Here is a 15580-nt window from a genome sequence, read left to right on the forward strand (position 1 = left end):
AGTACGGTAGTGATTGCAGCAGTCAGGGTAGTTTTACCATGGTCAACGTGGCCGATAGTACCAACGTTGACGTGCGGTTTTGTACGTTCAAATTTTTCTTTAGACACGGCTATATTCCTTACTATAGTGCTCTCCCCTTCGGAGAGAGCACGGGACTTAGGTTTTAATCCTGTGGATTACTTACCACGGGCTTCGATAACGGCCTGAGCAACGTTGTTCGGCGCATCATCATACTTCAGGAATTCCATAGTGTATGATGCACGACCTTTGGTCAGAGAACGCAGCTGAGTTGCATATCCGAACATTTCAGACAGCGGAACTTCAGCGTGGATCTTAACGCCAGTTACTTCGGATTCCTGACCACGCAGCATACCGCGACGACGGCTCAAGTCACCGATAACGTCACCGGTGTTCTCTTCAGGAGTTTCTACTTCAACCTTCATGATCGGCTCAAGCAGAACTGGTTTTGCTTTCTTAAAGCCTTCTTTAAAGGCAATAGACGCAGCCAGTTTAAACGCCAGTTCAGAGGAGTCAACGTCGTGGTAAGAACCGAAGTGCAGACGAACACCCATGTCTACAACCGGGTAACCAGCCAGAGGACCAGCTTTCAGCTGCTCCTGGATGCCTTTATCAACGGCAGGGATGTATTCGCCAGGAATTACACCACCTTTGATGTCGTTGATGAACTCGTAACCTTTAGGGTTAGAGCCCGGCTCCAGTGGGTACATGTCGATCACAACGTGACCGTACTGACCGCGACCACCAGACTGCTTAGCGTGTTTACCTTCAACATCGGTAACTTTCGCGCGAATCGCTTCGCGGTAAGCAACCTGAGGTTTACCCACGTTCGCTTCAACGTTGAATTCACGCTTCATACGGTCAACGATGATGTCCAGGTGCAGTTCACCCATACCAGCGATGATAGTCTGGTTAGATTCTTCATCAGTCCATACGCGGAATGATGGGTCTTCTTTCGCCAGACGGCCCAGAGCCAGACCCATTTTTTCCTGGTCAGCTTTGGTTTTTGGTTCAACTGCGATGGAGATTACCGGCTCAGGGAATTCCATACGCTCCAGAATGATCGGGTGATCCGGGTCACACAGGGTGTCACCAGTGGTCACGTCTTTCAGACCGATAGCAGCAGCGATGTCGCCCGCACGAACTTCTTTGATCTCTTCACGTTTGTTAGCGTGCATCTGTACGATACGGCCAAAACGTTCACGCGCCGCTTTCACGGAGTTCAGGATGGTGTCACCGGAGTTAACCACACCAGAGTAAACGCGGAAGAAGGTCAGGTTACCCACGAATGGGTCGGTAGCAATTTTGAACGCCAGTGCAGAGAACGGCTCGTCATCACTTGCGTGACGCTCAGCCGGAGTATCTTTACCGTCGTCCAGGATGCCGTTGATCGCAGGAACGTCAACCGGGGATGGCAGGTAGTCAACTACCGCATCCAGCATCGCCTGAACACCTTTGTTCTTGAACGCAGAACCACAGGTTACCAGGATGATTTCGTTGTTCAGAACGCGCTGACGCAGAGCAGATTTGATCTCTTGCTCAGACAGTTCTTCACCACCCAGGTATTTCTCCATCAGCTCTTCAGAAGCTTCTGCTGCGGATTCGATCAGGTTCTGGTGCCATTCGTCAGCCAGGTCCTGCATCTCTGCCGGGATATCTTCGTATTCGAAGGTAACGCCCGCATCTGCTTCGTTCCAGTTGATGGCTTTCATTTTCACCAGGTCGATAACGCCGGTGAAACCTTCTTCAGCACCAATTGCCAGCTGAAGCGGAACAGGGTTCGCGCCCAGACGGGTTTTGATCTGGCCAACAACTTTCAGGAAGTTAGCACCCATACGGTCCATTTTGTTAACGAACGCGATGCGTGGAACTTTATATTTGTTTGCCTGACGCCATACGGTTTCAGACTGTGGCTGAACACCACCAACTGCGCAATAAACCATTACCGCGCCGTCAAGAACACGCATGGAACGTTCTACTTCGATGGTGAAGTCAACGTGCCCTGGGGTGTCGATGATGTTTACGCGATGCGGTTCGTACTGCTTAGCCATACCTGACCAGAATGCAGTAGTCGCTGCGGAGGTGATAGTAATACCACGCTCCTGCTCCTGTTCCATCCAGTCCATGGTGGCTGCGCCGTCATGAACTTCACCGATTTTATGGTTTACACCGGTGTAGAACAGAATACGTTCGGTAGTAGTGGTTTTACCGGCGTCGATGTGCGCACTGATACCGATGTTACGGTAGCGTGCGATGGGTGTTGTACGAGCCATTTGATTCCTCGTTTATATCTTTAGGCGTTCAGTTAAGTTACCCAGAGCGGGCGGCTTCTCTGAAGCGCCCGCCTGGTGACTACGACTCCGAAGGGATTACCAACGGTAGTGTGCGAACGCCTTGTTGGCTTCTGCCATACGGTGAACGTCTTCACGTTTCTTAACTGCGGTACCTTTGTTTTCCGCAGCATCAGAAAGTTCGTTCGCCAGACGCAGAGCCATGGATTTATCACCGCGTTTACGAGCAGCTTCAACGATCCAACGCATTGCCAGAGCATTACGACGAACCGGACGAACTTCAACTGGAACCTGATAAGTAGAACCACCAACGCGGCGAGACTTAACTTCTACAGTCGGGCGCACGTTGTCGAGAGCGACTTCGAAGGCTTCCAGTTCATTTTTACCAGAACGCTGAGCCAGGGTCTCCAGCGCGCTGTATACGATTGCTTCTGCGGTAGATTTTTTACCATCTACCATCAGGATATTTACAAATTTTGCCAGCAGTTCTGATCCGAATTTCGGATCTGGAAGAATTTTACGCTGACCAATGACGCGACGACGTGGCATGGGATTACTCCGTTGTTAATTCAGGATTGTCCAAAACTCTACGAGTTTAGTTTGACATTAAGATAAATCAGTTTGGCCTTACTTAACGGAGAACCATTAAGCCTTAGGACGCTTCACGCCGTACTTGGAGCGAGCCTGCTTACGGTCTTTAACACCTGAGCAGTCCAGCGCACCACGAACGGTGTGGTAACGAACACCCGGAAGGTCTTTAACACGACCGCCACGGATCAGGATCACGGAGTGCTCCTGAAGGTTGTGACCTTCACCACCGATGTAGGAAGTCACTTCGAAACCGTTAGTCAAACGCACACGGCATACTTTACGCAGTGCGGAGTTTGGTTTTTTAGGAGTGGTGGTATATACACGAGTACATACGCCACGTTTCTGCGGGCAGGCTTCCAGCGCAGGCACGTTGCTTTTTGCAACTTTGCGTGCACGTGGTTTGCGTACCAGCTGGTTAACTGTTGCCATTAAATAGCTCCTGGTTTTAGCTTTTGCTTCGTAAACACGTAATAAAACGACCTCATACAATATGAGGACGCGAAATTTTAGGGCTACGTCGAAAAGGTGTCAAGAAATATACAGCGATCTCAAATCACCAGTTCATTTGACTGGCGTGCGTCACAGTAAGATTGACGAAATCAGTATAGCCAACCACGTCAATTTTGGCTGAAATTTGACCAGAAAGACCCCGCGCATCCAGATCCTCTTTCAGCGCAGAGACTGTTATGGGGGCATTCGCGAGGATTTCAACAAAACGGCTGCCTTCAAGCGCCGCAAGCACGCCATCCTGAATCAGCAGCAGATCATCACCTTCGCGCAGCATGCTCAGTAACGTGTCGATATCGCATTGCCACGGTGAACGGCTCAGGGTATGGAGCATGACAGCCTCAGAAAGTCAGAACGGTATCGTAGTGAGAGAGTTGTTCGCGCAGCGCAGCAGATGTCAGGATCGTCACGTCCAGCACGAACGGTGTTTTCTCGTTTAACCCACGCGCGGCCAGCGAGTCGGCGCACACATAGAAGGTTTCAATGTCATAGAGCGGCAGAACTTTAAAGGTCGCAATGTAGTCGCGCGCAAGAATGGCCTGCGGTTGTTGGCCTGCCAGAAGCTGGAATACGCCATCGCCTAAAAAGAAGACGCCGATATCTTCGGTTAAAGCCGATGTCGCGAGCAATGCATCCAGCCCTTCCCGGCCTGAAGCGCTGCCATGCGGTGCAGAAGTAAAAACAAACGCTACGCGCTTCATCAAAATTGCACCACTCTGTCGCAGGTCAACGCCGCCTGTGCCAGGGCACCCAGTCCGCTGAGCGAAAAGCCCGGTTGCAGGTTAGCCCCCGCCAGACCAAGGCGTTCAGCTTCGGTCACATCCGTCACGCCGCGACGCAGTGCCGCCGCGACGCAGATATGCAGGTCGACGCCCTGCGTTTCGTTTAATTTTTGCCAGGCGCGCACAAGGTCAAACTCATCGCTCGCCGGAGACGTAAACTGGTTCGCGTTATATACGCCTTCGCGATAAAAGAAGACGCTTGCCAGTTCATGACCGGCATCAAGCAGCGCATGGGCAAACTGTAGCGCGCTGCTGGCCTGCTGGGTACCGTACGCCGGGCCCGTCACCATTAACGCAAAACGCATTACTTGTCTTGTCCCAGGAAGTCGCCGCTTTTGAACTGGCGAATATAGAGGTAAACCGTGTGTTTGGAGATATTCAGGCGATCGGCCACCTGGTTGATGGCATCTTTGATATCAAAAATCCCTTTCTCATAGAGGTTCAGGACGATCTGACGATTCTTGGCGTTGTTGGATACGTTGCGATCGGCATTCACCTCTTCAATGGTGAACTCCAGCGTCTGGGTCACGAGATCCTCAACCGAAGAAGCAAAGTTCACCGATGAGCCCACGTCCGGCGTTTCGGGCGGGATGAAGGTGCTCATGATTTGCGAGAATGGCACATCAAGGTTCATGTTGATGCACAGCAAACCGATTACCCGGTGTTCGCGATTTCGAATCGCGATCGTTTCTGATTTCATCAGCACGCCACTTTTGGCGCGGGTGAAATAGCATTTTGAGACGCTGCTGTCCGCGCCGGTCATGTCATGCAACATACGCAATGCAAGGTCGGTGATTGGCGAGCCAATTTTACGGCCAGTGTGCTCGCCATTCGCAATGCGGATAGCGGAACACTTAAGATCTTGCAGGGAATGCAATACGATTTCGCAGTGGGAACCAATGAGCATCGCTAACCCGTCCACTACCGCTTCATAGGATTTCAGAATATCGAAGTCGGTCTGGTCAAATGGACGTTGATCCAGCAAATCAAGTTCACTGGTTTCGTTGGTTAAAAGCGACCTGGACATGAAAAAAACACTCCTTTTCAGGAGCCTGTCGTTAGGTTTTCAGGGCAGGCTCATTATCTACACGGACAACTAAATTAATACAGCGTGTATAACGCTTTCCAGTGTTAATTATATCTGCCCCGCAATAAAAAAACCGCCGCCTGTAAAGGCGGCGGTTTCTTTCAGGATTACTTCTTAGCTGCTGCGGCTTTGTCGTCAGCCGGTGCGTCTGTTTTCGCATCCGCTTTCGGCGCCGGTTTGATGTCCAGCAGTTCTACATCAAATACCAGCGTGGAGTTAGCCGGGATACCCGGAACGCCGGTTTTGCCGTAAGCCAGATCCGGTGGGATGACCAGCTTGATTTTACCGCCTTTCTTGATGTTCTTCAGGCCTTCAGTCCAGCCCGGGATCACACCATCCAGACGGAAGGAGAGAGGCTCACCGCGGGTATAAGAGTTATCGAACTCTTTACCGTCGATCAGCGTACCTTTGTAGTTCACCACAACGGTGTCGCTGTCTTTAGGCGCGTCGCCGGTACCTTCTTTCTCAACTTTATAGATCAGGCCAGTAGAAGACGTTTTAACGCCTTTCTCTTTAGCGAACTTGTCGCGGTAGGCTTTGCCTTTCGCTTCGTTATCTTTAGCGTCTGCTTCCATCTTGGTCTGAGCGGCGCCTTTCACGCGCGCTTCAAACGCTTGCAGAGTCTGCTCGATTTCCTGGTCAGACAGTTTGCTCTTGTCTGCGAACGCATCCTGAACCCCTGCGATCAGCTGGTTTTTGTCCAGTTTGATGCCCAGTTTCTCTTGTTCTTTCAGAGAGTTTTCCATGTAACGACCCAGAGACGCGCCAAGTGCGTAGGCGGATTTCTGGTCGTCATTTTTGAATGCCGCTTTGCTGTCTGTAGTCGCAGCAGGCTTCGCAGCAGTATCAGCAGCGAAAGACAGCGGCGCATTGAGCGCTACAGCCATAGTGGTCGCCAGCAGCGTAACTTTAAACAGTGATTTCATCCATATCTCCAGGACCTGAGGTCTCTCACCCCAGTGTTAAACGTAAATGAGTGACGTACTATAAAACGTTGCGGAAGAAATCTACAGACAGACTCCCCCGAATGTCGCTTCTTTTCAGACTATTTTTGTTTAAATAAGTTTCTTGTCAGGGAGATGGATACTGTACTTAAGGAAAAAGTCAGCTAAACTTCGCCGCCGCTGGTCCATTATGGCGAATGAGAGATAAACGAGGTGAATGATGAAGGATACAACGATCGAAGCGAGACTGGCTGAGCTGGAAAGCCGCCTGGCTTTTCAGGACATCACCATCGAAGAACTGAACCAGACCGTGACGGCCCATGAGCTTGAAATGGCAAAACTGCGCGATCACATGCGCCTGCTGACGGAAAAGCTGAAGGCCACGCAGCCGTCAAACATTGCCTCTCAGTCAGAAGAGACACCACCACCTCATTATTGAGGCGTAAAAAAAGCGGGATTATCCCGCTTTTTTATTTTCCGGAGTACGGAATCAGTGGCAACCGCAGCCGCCGTTACCGCAACCACCTTTACCGTGGCCGTGGTCATGACCATGGTCGTGGCCGTGACCACCGCAGCAGCCGTCGTGGCCGTGATCGTGGTCATGGTCGTGACCGTGCGCACCGTGAACGTGGCCATGAGCCAGCTCTTCTTCGGTCGCTTCACGGATCGCAACAACTTCTACGTTGAACTTCAGGTTCTGACCCGCCAGCATGTGGTTGCCGTCAACCACAACGTGGTCGTCTTCCACTTCAGTGATTTCAACCGGAACCGGACCCTGGTCAGTTTCCGCCAGGAAGCGCATGCCAACCTGCAACTCGTCGACGCCCATGAATACGTCTTTAGGAACGCGCTGAACCAGGTTGTCGTCATACTGACCGTAAGCGTCGTTCGCGCCTACAGCAACGTCGAATTTGTCACCAACTTCATGGCCTTCCAGCGCCGTTTCCAGGCCGGAAATCAGGGAACCGTGACCATGCAGGTAGTCCAGCGGCGCACTCACCGGAGACTCATCAACCAACACACCGTCTTCTGTACGTACCTGATAGGCCAGGCTGACCACCAGGTCTTTTGCTACTTTCATGATATCTCCTGAGCGTGGGAAAATTGCTGGCGCAGATTGTAGCGGAAATCTGCACCCGTGTACCCTTAAGCTTAAAAAAACTCAGAGCATATCGCTAGTCTGGATGAAAAATGCCGATCACTTGCTCTTCTTTGCGAACGTGATCGCGGGCTTCTTTGTCGGCCTCACGCATCTGGTGACCGCACTTAACACATTCAACGATATCGATATTATTTTCACGCCACATGGCCAGCGTATCTTGCGCCTGGCAGGATGGGCATTTTGCGCCCGCGATAAAGCGTTTACGTACAGCCATCTTTCGTTACCCTTTATTCAAATTCATCCCAGCCGTCGAGCTGGCGTCGTTCCTGTTGCATCTCACGCTGGAAGATCTCCTCCAGTTCGCGACGCGCTTCCCGCACGCGGGAGATCTGCGCCGTGTCGCTGTGCACGGGCATCAGTTCACGCAGCATTCGCATATCCAGCCGGCGGAAATGCATCTGGGCGCGTTGCGCCTGGTGAGGATGCATACCCAGCGAAACCAGCGCCTTGCGTCCCAGCTCCAGCGCGCTGGAGAAGGTTTCGCGGGAGAAGTGTTTCACACCCGCCTGCAAAAGTTCGTGAGCCTCCACACGTCCACGCGCACGCGCCAGAATATGCAGATGCGGGAAATGCTGCTGGCACAGCTCCACCAGCTTCATCGTGTCTTCCGGATCGTTGCAGGTGATGACGATGGACTCCGCAGCCTCTGCCCCCGCCGAGCGCAACAGCTCAAGCTGCGTCGCATCGCCGTAGTACACCTTATAACCATATTTGCGCATCAGGTTGACGGCGCTGATATCGCGCTCCAGCACCGTGATGCGCATTTTATTCGCCATCAACAGGCGACCAATCACCTGTCCGAAGCGACCAAAGCCCACGACGATCACCTGCGGTTTATCATCTTCCACCCACGGCGCTTCGTCTTCATCGTCTGCGGGATTCAGGCGGCGCGACAGCAGTTTGTCCACCAGCTTCATCAGCAGCGGGGTGGTCATCATCGACAGCGTAACCGTCACCAGCAGCAGCGCCATCTGGTCATCTTTGAACAGCTTCTGAGACGACGCCGTGGAAAACAGCACAAACGCAAATTCTCCACCCTGGCTTAACACGCTGGAAAACTGCATTCTTTCCGAGCTGCGCAGCCCGTAAATCCTCGCGAGGACATACAGCACCAACGTTTTGATCGCCACCAGCACGGCGACACTCGCAATAACCCACAGCAGATGGGTATAGAGCACGCCAAGATTAAGCGCCATACCCACCGAGATAAAGAACAGCCCTAACAGCAGCCCCTTAAACGGATCGATGGCGGTCTCCAGCTCGTGGCGGTACTCGCTTTCCGCAAGCAGCACCCCGGCGATAAACGTCCCGAGCGCCATCGACAGCCCCAGCGCATCCATAAACAGCGCTGAGCCAAGCACCAGCAGCAGCGTTGCGGCGGTGAATACCTCGCGCACGCCGGATGCGGCAATAAACCGGAACACCGGACGCAGTAAAAACCGTCCGCCGATCAGCATCCCCGCGAAGGCCAGCACCTTCATGGAGATCTTCATCCAGTCGAAATGATCGTCTCCGGAGCCCGCCAGCAGCGGCACCAGCGCCAGCGCCGGGATCACCGCTAAATCCTGGAACAGCAGCACCGAAAAACCCAGTTGCCCCGCCTCGTTGCGGTTCATCCCTTTGTCGCGCATCAGCTGAAGCGCCATCGCCGTCGACGACATCGCAAGACCGATCCCGCCAATCACCGCGGCCTGCCAGGAAAACTGCGTCAACATCAGCAGTCCCGCGAGAATGGCCGCGCTGAGTAACACCTGCGCCGCCCCGACGCCAAAAATAGATTGCCGCAGTTGCCACAGCTTGGCGGGGTTCAGCTCCAGCCCGATGATAAACATCAGGAAGACCACGCCCAGCTCGGAGAAGTGGAGAATTTCATCCACATCGCTGATAAACCCAAGCCCCCAGGGGCCAATGGCGATCCCCGCCAGCAAATAGCCCAGCACCGCGCCAATGCCGAGACGCGCGGCAAGCGGGACCGCGACGACGGCGGCAAACAAAAACAGCACCCCGGCAAGGAGTAAATTCGAACCGTCCATTAGCGTCCTCCCGCCGGAATCGGTGACGCCAGCCATTCGCCATAGGCCCTGGCATGGCTCGCCAGTGCTTTCGGATCCTGCCGCCGTGCCCAGTAGATAATAATCGGGCTCATCCAGTGCATACGGCACATCGCCGCCGTCAGCTCAAACGGCCGCAGAATGTCGCTCATGGGGTAACGGTTCAGCCCGTCGTGACGGTAAGCGCTTTCCGGCTCACCGGTGGTAATGACACTCCGCCAGTACTTTCCCGCCAGCTGGTTGCCCCCCACCCCGCTGGAGAAGCCCCGGCTCAGCACGCGGTCCAGCCACTCTTTGAGCAGCGCCGGACAGCTGTAGGTATAAAGCGGATGCTGGAACACAATCACGTCGTGCTGACGCAGCAGTTCCTGCTCGTAAGGAATATCGATAAAAAAATCAGGATAGTGCGCGTAGAGATCGTGCACCGTTACGTTACTGAGCTGTGTGGCCGGCTCAAGCAGCACCCGGTTCGCCACCGAGTCCTGTGATTCCGGATGGGCATACAGCAGCAGCACTTTCGCTGTCTGAGACATCACTCCCCTCCCGGTTCTGTTTTTGTGTATTGTTGTCGTTTTGGGCTACCATGGCGGCCCGGTGGGGAAAATGGCCCACACCTTACATTATCATAATGACAAATTAACATAGTCGGAACATACGGCGCTTCTATGATTGTTTTCTCCTCGTTACAAATTCGTCGCGGCGTGCGCGTCCTGCTGGATAACGCGACTGCTACCATCAACCCGAGCCAGAAAGTGGGGCTGGTCGGCAAAAACGGCTGCGGTAAATCCACCCTGCTGGCGCTGCTGAAAAACGAGATAAGCGCGGATGGCGGTAACTTTACCTTCCCGGGCAACTGGCAGCTCGCCTGGGTGAACCAGGAGACGCCCGCACTGAGCGAACCCGCGCTCGACTATGTTATCGACGGCGATCGTGAATACCGCAAGCTCGAAGCGGAGCTCAACGCCGCCAACGAACGTAACGACGGCCACGCCATCGCCACCGTCCACGGCAAGCTGGACGCCATCGATGCCTGGACCATTCGCTCCCGCGCCTCCAGCCTGCTGCACGGTCTGGGTTTCAGCAACGAACAGCTTGAACGCCCGGTGAGCGATTTCTCGGGCGGCTGGCGCATGCGCCTTAACCTGGCCCAGGCGCTGATCTGCCGCTCCGACCTTTTGCTGCTCGATGAACCAACCAACCACCTCGATCTTGATGCGGTTATTTGGCTGGAGAAGTGGCTCAAGAGCTATCAGGGCACTCTGATTCTGATCTCTCACGACCGCGACTTCCTCGATCCGGTAGTGGATAAAATCATTCATATCGAACAGCAAAGCATGTTCGAATACACCGGCAACTACAGCTCTTTCGAGCGCCAGCGCGCGACGCGCCTTGCCCAGCAGCAGGCGATGTATGAAAGCCAGCAGCAGCGCGTGGCGCACCTGCAAAGCTTTGTGGATCGCTTCAAGGCCAAGGCGTCAAAAGCCAAGCAGGCGCAGAGCCGCATCAAGATGCTGGAACGCATGGAGATGATCGCCCCGGCGCACGTGGATAACCCGTTCCACTTCAGCTTCCGCGAGCCTGAAAGCCTGCCTAACCCGCTGCTGAAGATGGAGAAGGTCAGCGCGGGCTATGCCGAGCGCATTATTCTCGATTCCATCAAGCTCAACCTGGTGCCGGGTTCACGTATTGGTCTGCTGGGGCGCAACGGTGCCGGTAAATCCACGCTGATCAAACTGCTGGCGGGCGAGCTTAACCCGGTCAGCGGCGAAATCGGGCTGGCGAAGGGCATCAAGCTAGGCTACTTCGCCCAGCATCAGCTGGAATTTTTACGCGCGGATGAATCGCCGATCCAGCACCTGGCGCGCCTGGCGCCTCAGGAGATGGAGCAAAAGCTGCGCGACTACCTCGGCGGCTTTGGCTTCCAGGGCGATAAGGTGACTGAAAACACCGAGCGCTTCTCCGGCGGCGAAAAGGCCCGTCTGGTGCTGGCGCTGATCGTCTGGCAGCGTCCAAACCTGCTGCTGCTTGATGAACCGACCAACCACCTCGATCTCGACATGCGTCAGGCGCTGACCGAAGCGCTGATCGAGTTCGAAGGGGCGCTGGTTGTCGTATCGCACGACCGCCACCTGATCCGCTCCACCACCGACGATCTCTACCTGGTGCACGGCGGCAAAGTGGAGCCGTTCGACGGCGATCTGGAAGATTATCAGCAGTGGCTGACGGACGTGCAGAAGCAGGAAAACCAGCCGGAAGAGTCAGCGAAAGACAACGCCAACAGCGCCCAGGCGCGTAAAGATCAGAAGCGCCGTGAAGCGGAACTGCGCACCCAGACGCAGCCGCTGCGTAAAGAGATTGCCCGTCTCGAAAAAGAGATGGAAAAGCTCAACGCCACGCTTGCTGCCGTCGAAGAGAAGCTGGGCGACAGCGAACTGTACGATCAGAGCCGCAAAGCGGAGCTGACGGACTGTCTGCAAACTCAGGCGAAAGCCAAATCCAGCCTCGAAGAGTGCGAAATGGCATGGCTGGACGCGCAGGAACAGCTGGAAGCGATGCTGCAAGCCGACTAACACGCCGGGAGGGTTATGGGCTTCGATACCACGAGCGAGATTACATTCCGTAAGCTCAGCATCTTCATGACGTTCATGGAGAAGGGCAATATCGCACGTACCGCCGAAACGCTCGGCCTGAGCGGTGTCAGCGTGCACCGCGCGCTGCATACCCTCGAAGAGAACGTCCGCTGCCCGCTCTTTGCTCACAAAGGGCGTAACCTGATTGCCCTCCCCTCCGCGTGGACGCTGCTGGAGTATTGTCAGGAGGTGATGCAGGTGATGGAGCGCGGGCTGGAAGAGTCGCGCAAGATCGCCGGTATCGGCCAGGGACGGTTGCGCGTCGGCACGCTCTACTCGCTGACGCTGGAAACCGTGCCGCGCCTGATAATGGGCATGAAGCTGCGCCGTCCGGATCTGGAGATGGATCTGACGATGGGCTCGAACGAAACCCTGCTCCATATGCTGGATGAGGGATCGCTGGATGCGATTTTAATCTCAATTTCCGAAAGCGATATCGACCGTAACAGCCTCGAAGTGCTTCCTCTGTTCCATGACGATATTTTCCTTGCCGCACCGGCCTCTGCCACGCTGAATACCAGCGGCCCCGCCGATCTGCGTGATTATAAAGATCAGAAGTTTGTCGCCCTCGCGGAAGGGTTCGCCACTTACGCCGGGTTTCAGGAAGCGTTTCATATCGCCGGTTTCGAGCCGGAGATTGTGACGCGCGTGAACGATATCTTCTCGATGCTGAGTCTGGTGCAGGCGGGGGTCGGGTTTACGCTGATGCCGGGCAGGATGAAGAAAGTGTATGAAAATTCGGTACAGCTACTGAAGCTGGCGCAGCCGTACCAGATGCAGCAGCTGATTGCGATCGTCTTTGCCCGCAACCGCGAGCAGGATCCGAGCCTGCGGGCATTGGCCGCGGAAGGGCGGATGTATGCCAGAAGTTTGCAGGATAGTGCCTGATGTTATTGCCCGGTGGCGCTACGCTTACCGGGCCTACAATCCGGGAGTAGGCCCGGTAAGGCGCAGCCGCCACCGGGCAAAAAGTCACCGCTGAAGCCGACCCGCCAGATGCACCGCCACGTCCACCCCGCTGCGCTCCAGCGAAATGGATTCGCCTTCCCACGCCGCCTGCCGCGTCAGACAGGTCAGGATGCCCCCTGGCGGCATCTCAATCGCCAGCCGCGCTTCGCGCTCGTTAGCGGAAATCACCGCCTCCTGCCAGCGCACGGTTCGCGCCATATTCATCGCCAGATCGTCGGCAATTTTCTCCGGCTGCCAGAGCACGCGTCCGGTACTGCCGCTCAGGTACGCACAGCGCGGACGTGAAAGCGTGACCGAATTAAATGCTGCCACCAGCTTCTGCGCCGGTTCCGCCAGCAGTTCACAGTGCGACGGTACGCTCACCGCCAGCCGCTTAGCCTTGCTCGCGCCTTTTGCCAGCGCGCGCTCCGCCACCTGCGCCATGCCGTCATCGGCTCCGGCAATCACGATCTGCGTTTCGGCGTTCAGGTTAGCAATATAGGTTCCTGTCCCCTGAAGCAGGTTTTCCACCTGGGGCAGGGTCAACCCCATAATCGCCGTCAGGCCGTAGCCGTGCGGGTATGCCTGCTCCATCAGATCGCCGCGCAACGCCACCAGCTTCAGCGCGTCCGTAAAGTCCAGCGCGCTGGCGATAACCGCCGCAGGATAAGCGCCAATGGACAGCCCGCTGACGATATCCGGCGACACGCCGCGACGTTCCAGCTCGCGCGCCCAGGCCACACCGGCAATCAGCAGTGAAAGCTGAACCGCGCGGGTGTGGGTTAACGAGCCTTCGCTGTCCAGGGTATCGACTTCCGCCCCCAGCACAGCACGGGCCTGCTCCAGCTCCGTTCCCGGCAGGTTTTGCAGCATACCTTCATGCTGTGTGCCCTGCCCCGGAAAGGTAAACAGTATTTTCATTACTCCTCCCTGTGCCATGGATCCGCCACCAGGCGCGGTCCACATTGCGTTTTTAGCAGCGTTTTGCCGTCGCGTAACCATTCCGCCAGCGCGAATCCGCCCTCGGGCGTGTCCACCTGCGTATCCGCCCGGCACAACGCACGGCTGAGCTGAGCCTGCCAGCCAGTAAACGCCTCAGGGGAAACGGCACGCGGGGCGCGGATGAGCAGATCGAGATCGCTGTCGGCGTGGATCACCGGAATGCCGGTCGCCAGCGCGTAACCCGTACTGCCGGTTATCCCCCACGTCCACGGCCACGACTGCTGCGCAAGCTGAAGCGCCACCTGAACCGGCGGCTGAGTGATAAACGGCGAACGCAGCAGGTCGGCGGCAACGCTCAAATCTTCGGGCGACACCACGCGCAACACGTTCTCAGGCTTCACCCATCCGGCCGCCCGCTGGTCGCGGCGCAATCCGCGCACGCCAACGGGAATACGGCCTTCATTATCAACATCACGCCGCACCACTACCGGTAGTCCGGCATGCCAGGCCGCGTCCACCCAGGATTCGGTAATCCCTTCCAGGGCGTCGCGCGCGGTAAGCCAGATGAGGTCGTGTGGGCGTAATGTTGTGGTCATGATTACATTCCTGAAGTCAGCGAGATAAACAGCGGCAGCGACAGGATACACAGTACGGAGCTCAACAGCAGCACGGCTTCAGCATCCGGCGACTGCACGCCAAAGCGGTTACCGAACACCACGCCAAAGAAGCCCGCGGACAGCGCAATCATCAGGATGGCGGTGATCGCCACGGAGCCGTGCAGACCGAAGATTAAAACGATACCCCAGGCGATCGCTGGCTGGATCAGCAGCTTGGCGATAGTGGAAGTGATCACCATGGTGTTGATCTGAAGTTTACGCGCGGAGAGGATCACCCCGGTCAGGAACAGCGCCGCAGCGGTCGCAGACAGTCCCAGCGGTTTAATCGCCGCCAGTACCAGCTCCGGCATTTTGATGCCGATAGCGGACAGGATCACACCCAGCAGCGGGCCCATCACGATCGGTTTTTTAATGGAACGCCACATAAGCACCGGCAGCATGGAAAGCGTTGAACCCGAGTTATTGCCTTCGGCGCGGGCTTTCTCACGCTCCAGAATCAGCAGGCAGAACGGGGTCATCAACACTGAACCACAGGCGATGGAGACCGCCACGGACAGTGAGGTTGAAGGGCCTTCGCCCAGCACGCTGCCCAGAATCGGCAGGCCAAGCGCCGCGTAGTTTGGCAGGGCGACGGTAAGCGTCAGCACGGCCGCATCCTGCGGGGATTTTTTAAACACTTTCGTCGCGAGGAAGTAGATGACCGCATAGGTGATCCACATCGCCAGGGTGAGCACCAGGATCAGCGGCGACTGCGCCACGATGCCGGTCCACGGGGTTTGCACGGTGGCGCTGAACAGCGCAGCCGGGAGTGCAAAATCCATCACGAAGATATTCAGCAGGGAAACATTTTTGTTATCGACCATCTTTGCCTTACCGGCCCAGAATCCCAGCAGCATGATGACGAAAATCGGTGCAAGAGCATGAACAATTACGTAAGTCATAAATCACCTGTAGTAAAAAAGTTTAAGCACTGGCGCGATGTTTATTATTTTCAGGATGCAGGTTCCCGC

The 15580-nt window shown here is 55.6% G+C and carries 19 protein-coding genes; 3 read left to right on the forward strand and 16 right to left on the reverse strand.

Features of this window, described 5'->3' with window-relative positions; translation table 11 throughout:
• From IM290_RS01875 to fkpA, 9 genes are all read right to left on the reverse strand, one after another.
• A partial coding sequence (locus IM290_RS01875; RefSeq protein ID WP_001785379.1) for a GTP-binding protein occupies positions 1–107 on the reverse strand: 107 nt, incomplete at its 3' end.
• Positions 108–176: 69 nt separating this feature from the next.
• Entirely contained in the window at positions 177–2291 is a 2115-nt protein-coding gene (fusA, locus tag IM290_RS01880) for an elongation factor G (RefSeq protein ID WP_006812195.1), read from the reverse strand.
• Positions 2292–2387: 96 nt separating this feature from the next.
• The gene (rpsG, locus tag IM290_RS01885; protein WP_003861706.1) at positions 2388–2858 is read right to left on the reverse strand and encodes a 30S ribosomal protein S7; all 471 of its coding nucleotides are present in this window, start codon (positions 2856–2858) and stop codon (positions 2388–2390) included.
• A 96-nt stretch (positions 2859–2954) separates the two neighbouring features.
• Positions 2955–3329, reverse strand: coding sequence for a 30S ribosomal protein S12 (gene rpsL / locus IM290_RS01890; protein ID WP_000246815.1), 375 nt, complete (start codon positions 3327–3329; stop codon positions 2955–2957).
• Positions 3330–3453: 124 nt separating this feature from the next.
• Positions 3454–3741, reverse strand: a complete 288-nt coding sequence (gene tusB, locus IM290_RS01895; protein WP_015571409.1) for a sulfurtransferase complex subunit TusB — start codon at positions 3739–3741, stop codon at positions 3454–3456.
• 7 nt (positions 3742–3748) lie between these two features.
• The gene (gene tusC / locus IM290_RS01900) at positions 3749–4108 is read right to left on the reverse strand and encodes a sulfurtransferase complex subunit TusC (RefSeq protein ID WP_003861700.1); all 360 of its coding nucleotides are present in this window, start codon (positions 4106–4108) and stop codon (positions 3749–3751) included.
• A complete protein-coding gene (gene tusD, locus IM290_RS01905; RefSeq protein ID WP_015571410.1) occupies positions 4108–4494 on the reverse strand; it encodes a sulfurtransferase complex subunit TusD in 387 nt (128 codons plus the stop codon). The genes tusC and tusD overlap by 1 nt, the downstream gene beginning before the upstream one ends.
• Complete coding sequence (locus tag IM290_RS01910) at positions 4494–5216, reverse strand: transcriptional regulator (RefSeq protein WP_003861697.1); 723 nt, start codon at positions 5214–5216, stop codon at positions 4494–4496. The genes tusD and IM290_RS01910 overlap by 1 nt, the downstream gene beginning before the upstream one ends.
• 167 nt (positions 5217–5383) lie before the next feature.
• A complete protein-coding gene (gene fkpA, locus IM290_RS01915; protein ID WP_003861695.1) occupies positions 5384–6202 on the reverse strand; it encodes an FKBP-type peptidyl-prolyl cis-trans isomerase in 819 nt (272 codons plus the stop codon).
• Positions 6203–6440: 238 nt separating this feature from the next.
• Here fkpA and IM290_RS01920 point away from each other — a divergent pair, with 238 nt between their 5' ends.
• Positions 6441–6659, forward strand: a complete 219-nt coding sequence (locus tag IM290_RS01920; RefSeq protein WP_003861693.1) for a protein SlyX — start codon at positions 6441–6443, stop codon at positions 6657–6659.
• Positions 6660–6710: 51 nt separating this feature from the next.
• On the opposite strand, the gene slyD is transcribed toward IM290_RS01920, so the two are convergent.
• From slyD to kefG, 4 genes are all read right to left on the reverse strand, one after another.
• Positions 6711–7301, reverse strand: coding sequence for a peptidylprolyl isomerase (gene slyD, locus IM290_RS01925; protein ID WP_003861691.1), 591 nt, complete (start codon positions 7299–7301; stop codon positions 6711–6713).
• Positions 7302–7395: 94 nt separating this feature from the next.
• On the reverse strand, positions 7396–7596 hold the full coding sequence (locus tag IM290_RS01930) for a YheV family putative zinc ribbon protein (protein WP_003861689.1): 201 nt from the start codon (positions 7594–7596) through the stop codon (positions 7396–7398).
• A 13-nt stretch (positions 7597–7609) separates the two neighbouring features.
• Positions 7610–9415 carry a glutathione-regulated potassium-efflux system protein KefB gene (gene kefB / locus IM290_RS01935; protein WP_193041612.1) on the reverse strand — a complete coding sequence of 602 codons (1806 nt, stop codon included), beginning with the start codon at positions 9413–9415 and terminating at the stop codon, positions 7610–7612.
• Positions 9415–9966: a glutathione-regulated potassium-efflux system ancillary protein KefG gene (gene kefG, locus IM290_RS01940; protein ID WP_193041611.1), complete on the reverse strand. Its 552-nt coding sequence runs from the start codon at positions 9964–9966 to the stop codon at positions 9415–9417. Before kefG ends, kefB begins: the two co-directional genes overlap by 1 nt.
• A gap of 132 nt (positions 9967–10098) precedes the next feature.
• Between kefG and IM290_RS01945 the strand changes: the two genes are divergently transcribed.
• Entirely contained in the window at positions 10099–12003 is a 1905-nt protein-coding gene (locus tag IM290_RS01945; RefSeq protein ID WP_193041610.1) for an ABC transporter ATP-binding protein, read from the forward strand.
• A gap of 15 nt (positions 12004–12018) precedes the next feature.
• Positions 12019–12951, forward strand: coding sequence for a LysR substrate-binding domain-containing protein (locus tag IM290_RS01950; protein WP_017384171.1), 933 nt, complete (start codon positions 12019–12021; stop codon positions 12949–12951).
• Positions 12952–13035: 84 nt separating this feature from the next.
• On the opposite strand, the gene mdcH is transcribed toward IM290_RS01950, so the two are convergent.
• From mdcH to IM290_RS01965, 3 genes are read right to left on the reverse strand one after another with little or no spacing between them, the layout of a single operon-like run.
• Positions 13036–13932 carry a malonate decarboxylase subunit epsilon gene (mdcH, locus tag IM290_RS01955; RefSeq protein ID WP_193041609.1) on the reverse strand — a complete coding sequence of 299 codons (897 nt, stop codon included), beginning with the start codon at positions 13930–13932 and terminating at the stop codon, positions 13036–13038.
• The gene (locus tag IM290_RS01960) at positions 13932–14549 is read right to left on the reverse strand and encodes a malonate decarboxylase holo-ACP synthase (RefSeq protein WP_017693876.1); all 618 of its coding nucleotides are present in this window, start codon (positions 14547–14549) and stop codon (positions 13932–13934) included. Before IM290_RS01960 ends, mdcH begins: the two co-directional genes overlap by 1 nt.
• Positions 14550–14551: 2 nt before the next feature.
• Positions 14552–15511 carry an AEC family transporter gene (locus tag IM290_RS01965; RefSeq protein ID WP_000222846.1) on the reverse strand — a complete coding sequence of 320 codons (960 nt, stop codon included), beginning with the start codon at positions 15509–15511 and terminating at the stop codon, positions 14552–14554.
• Between the last annotated feature and the right edge of the window lie 69 nt (positions 15512–15580).

The sequence above is a fragment of the Enterobacter cloacae complex sp. S1 genome (genome assembly GCF_014930525.1).
Taxonomy (GTDB): Bacteria; Pseudomonadota; Gammaproteobacteria; order Enterobacterales; family Enterobacteriaceae; genus Enterobacter; species Enterobacter hormaechei_C.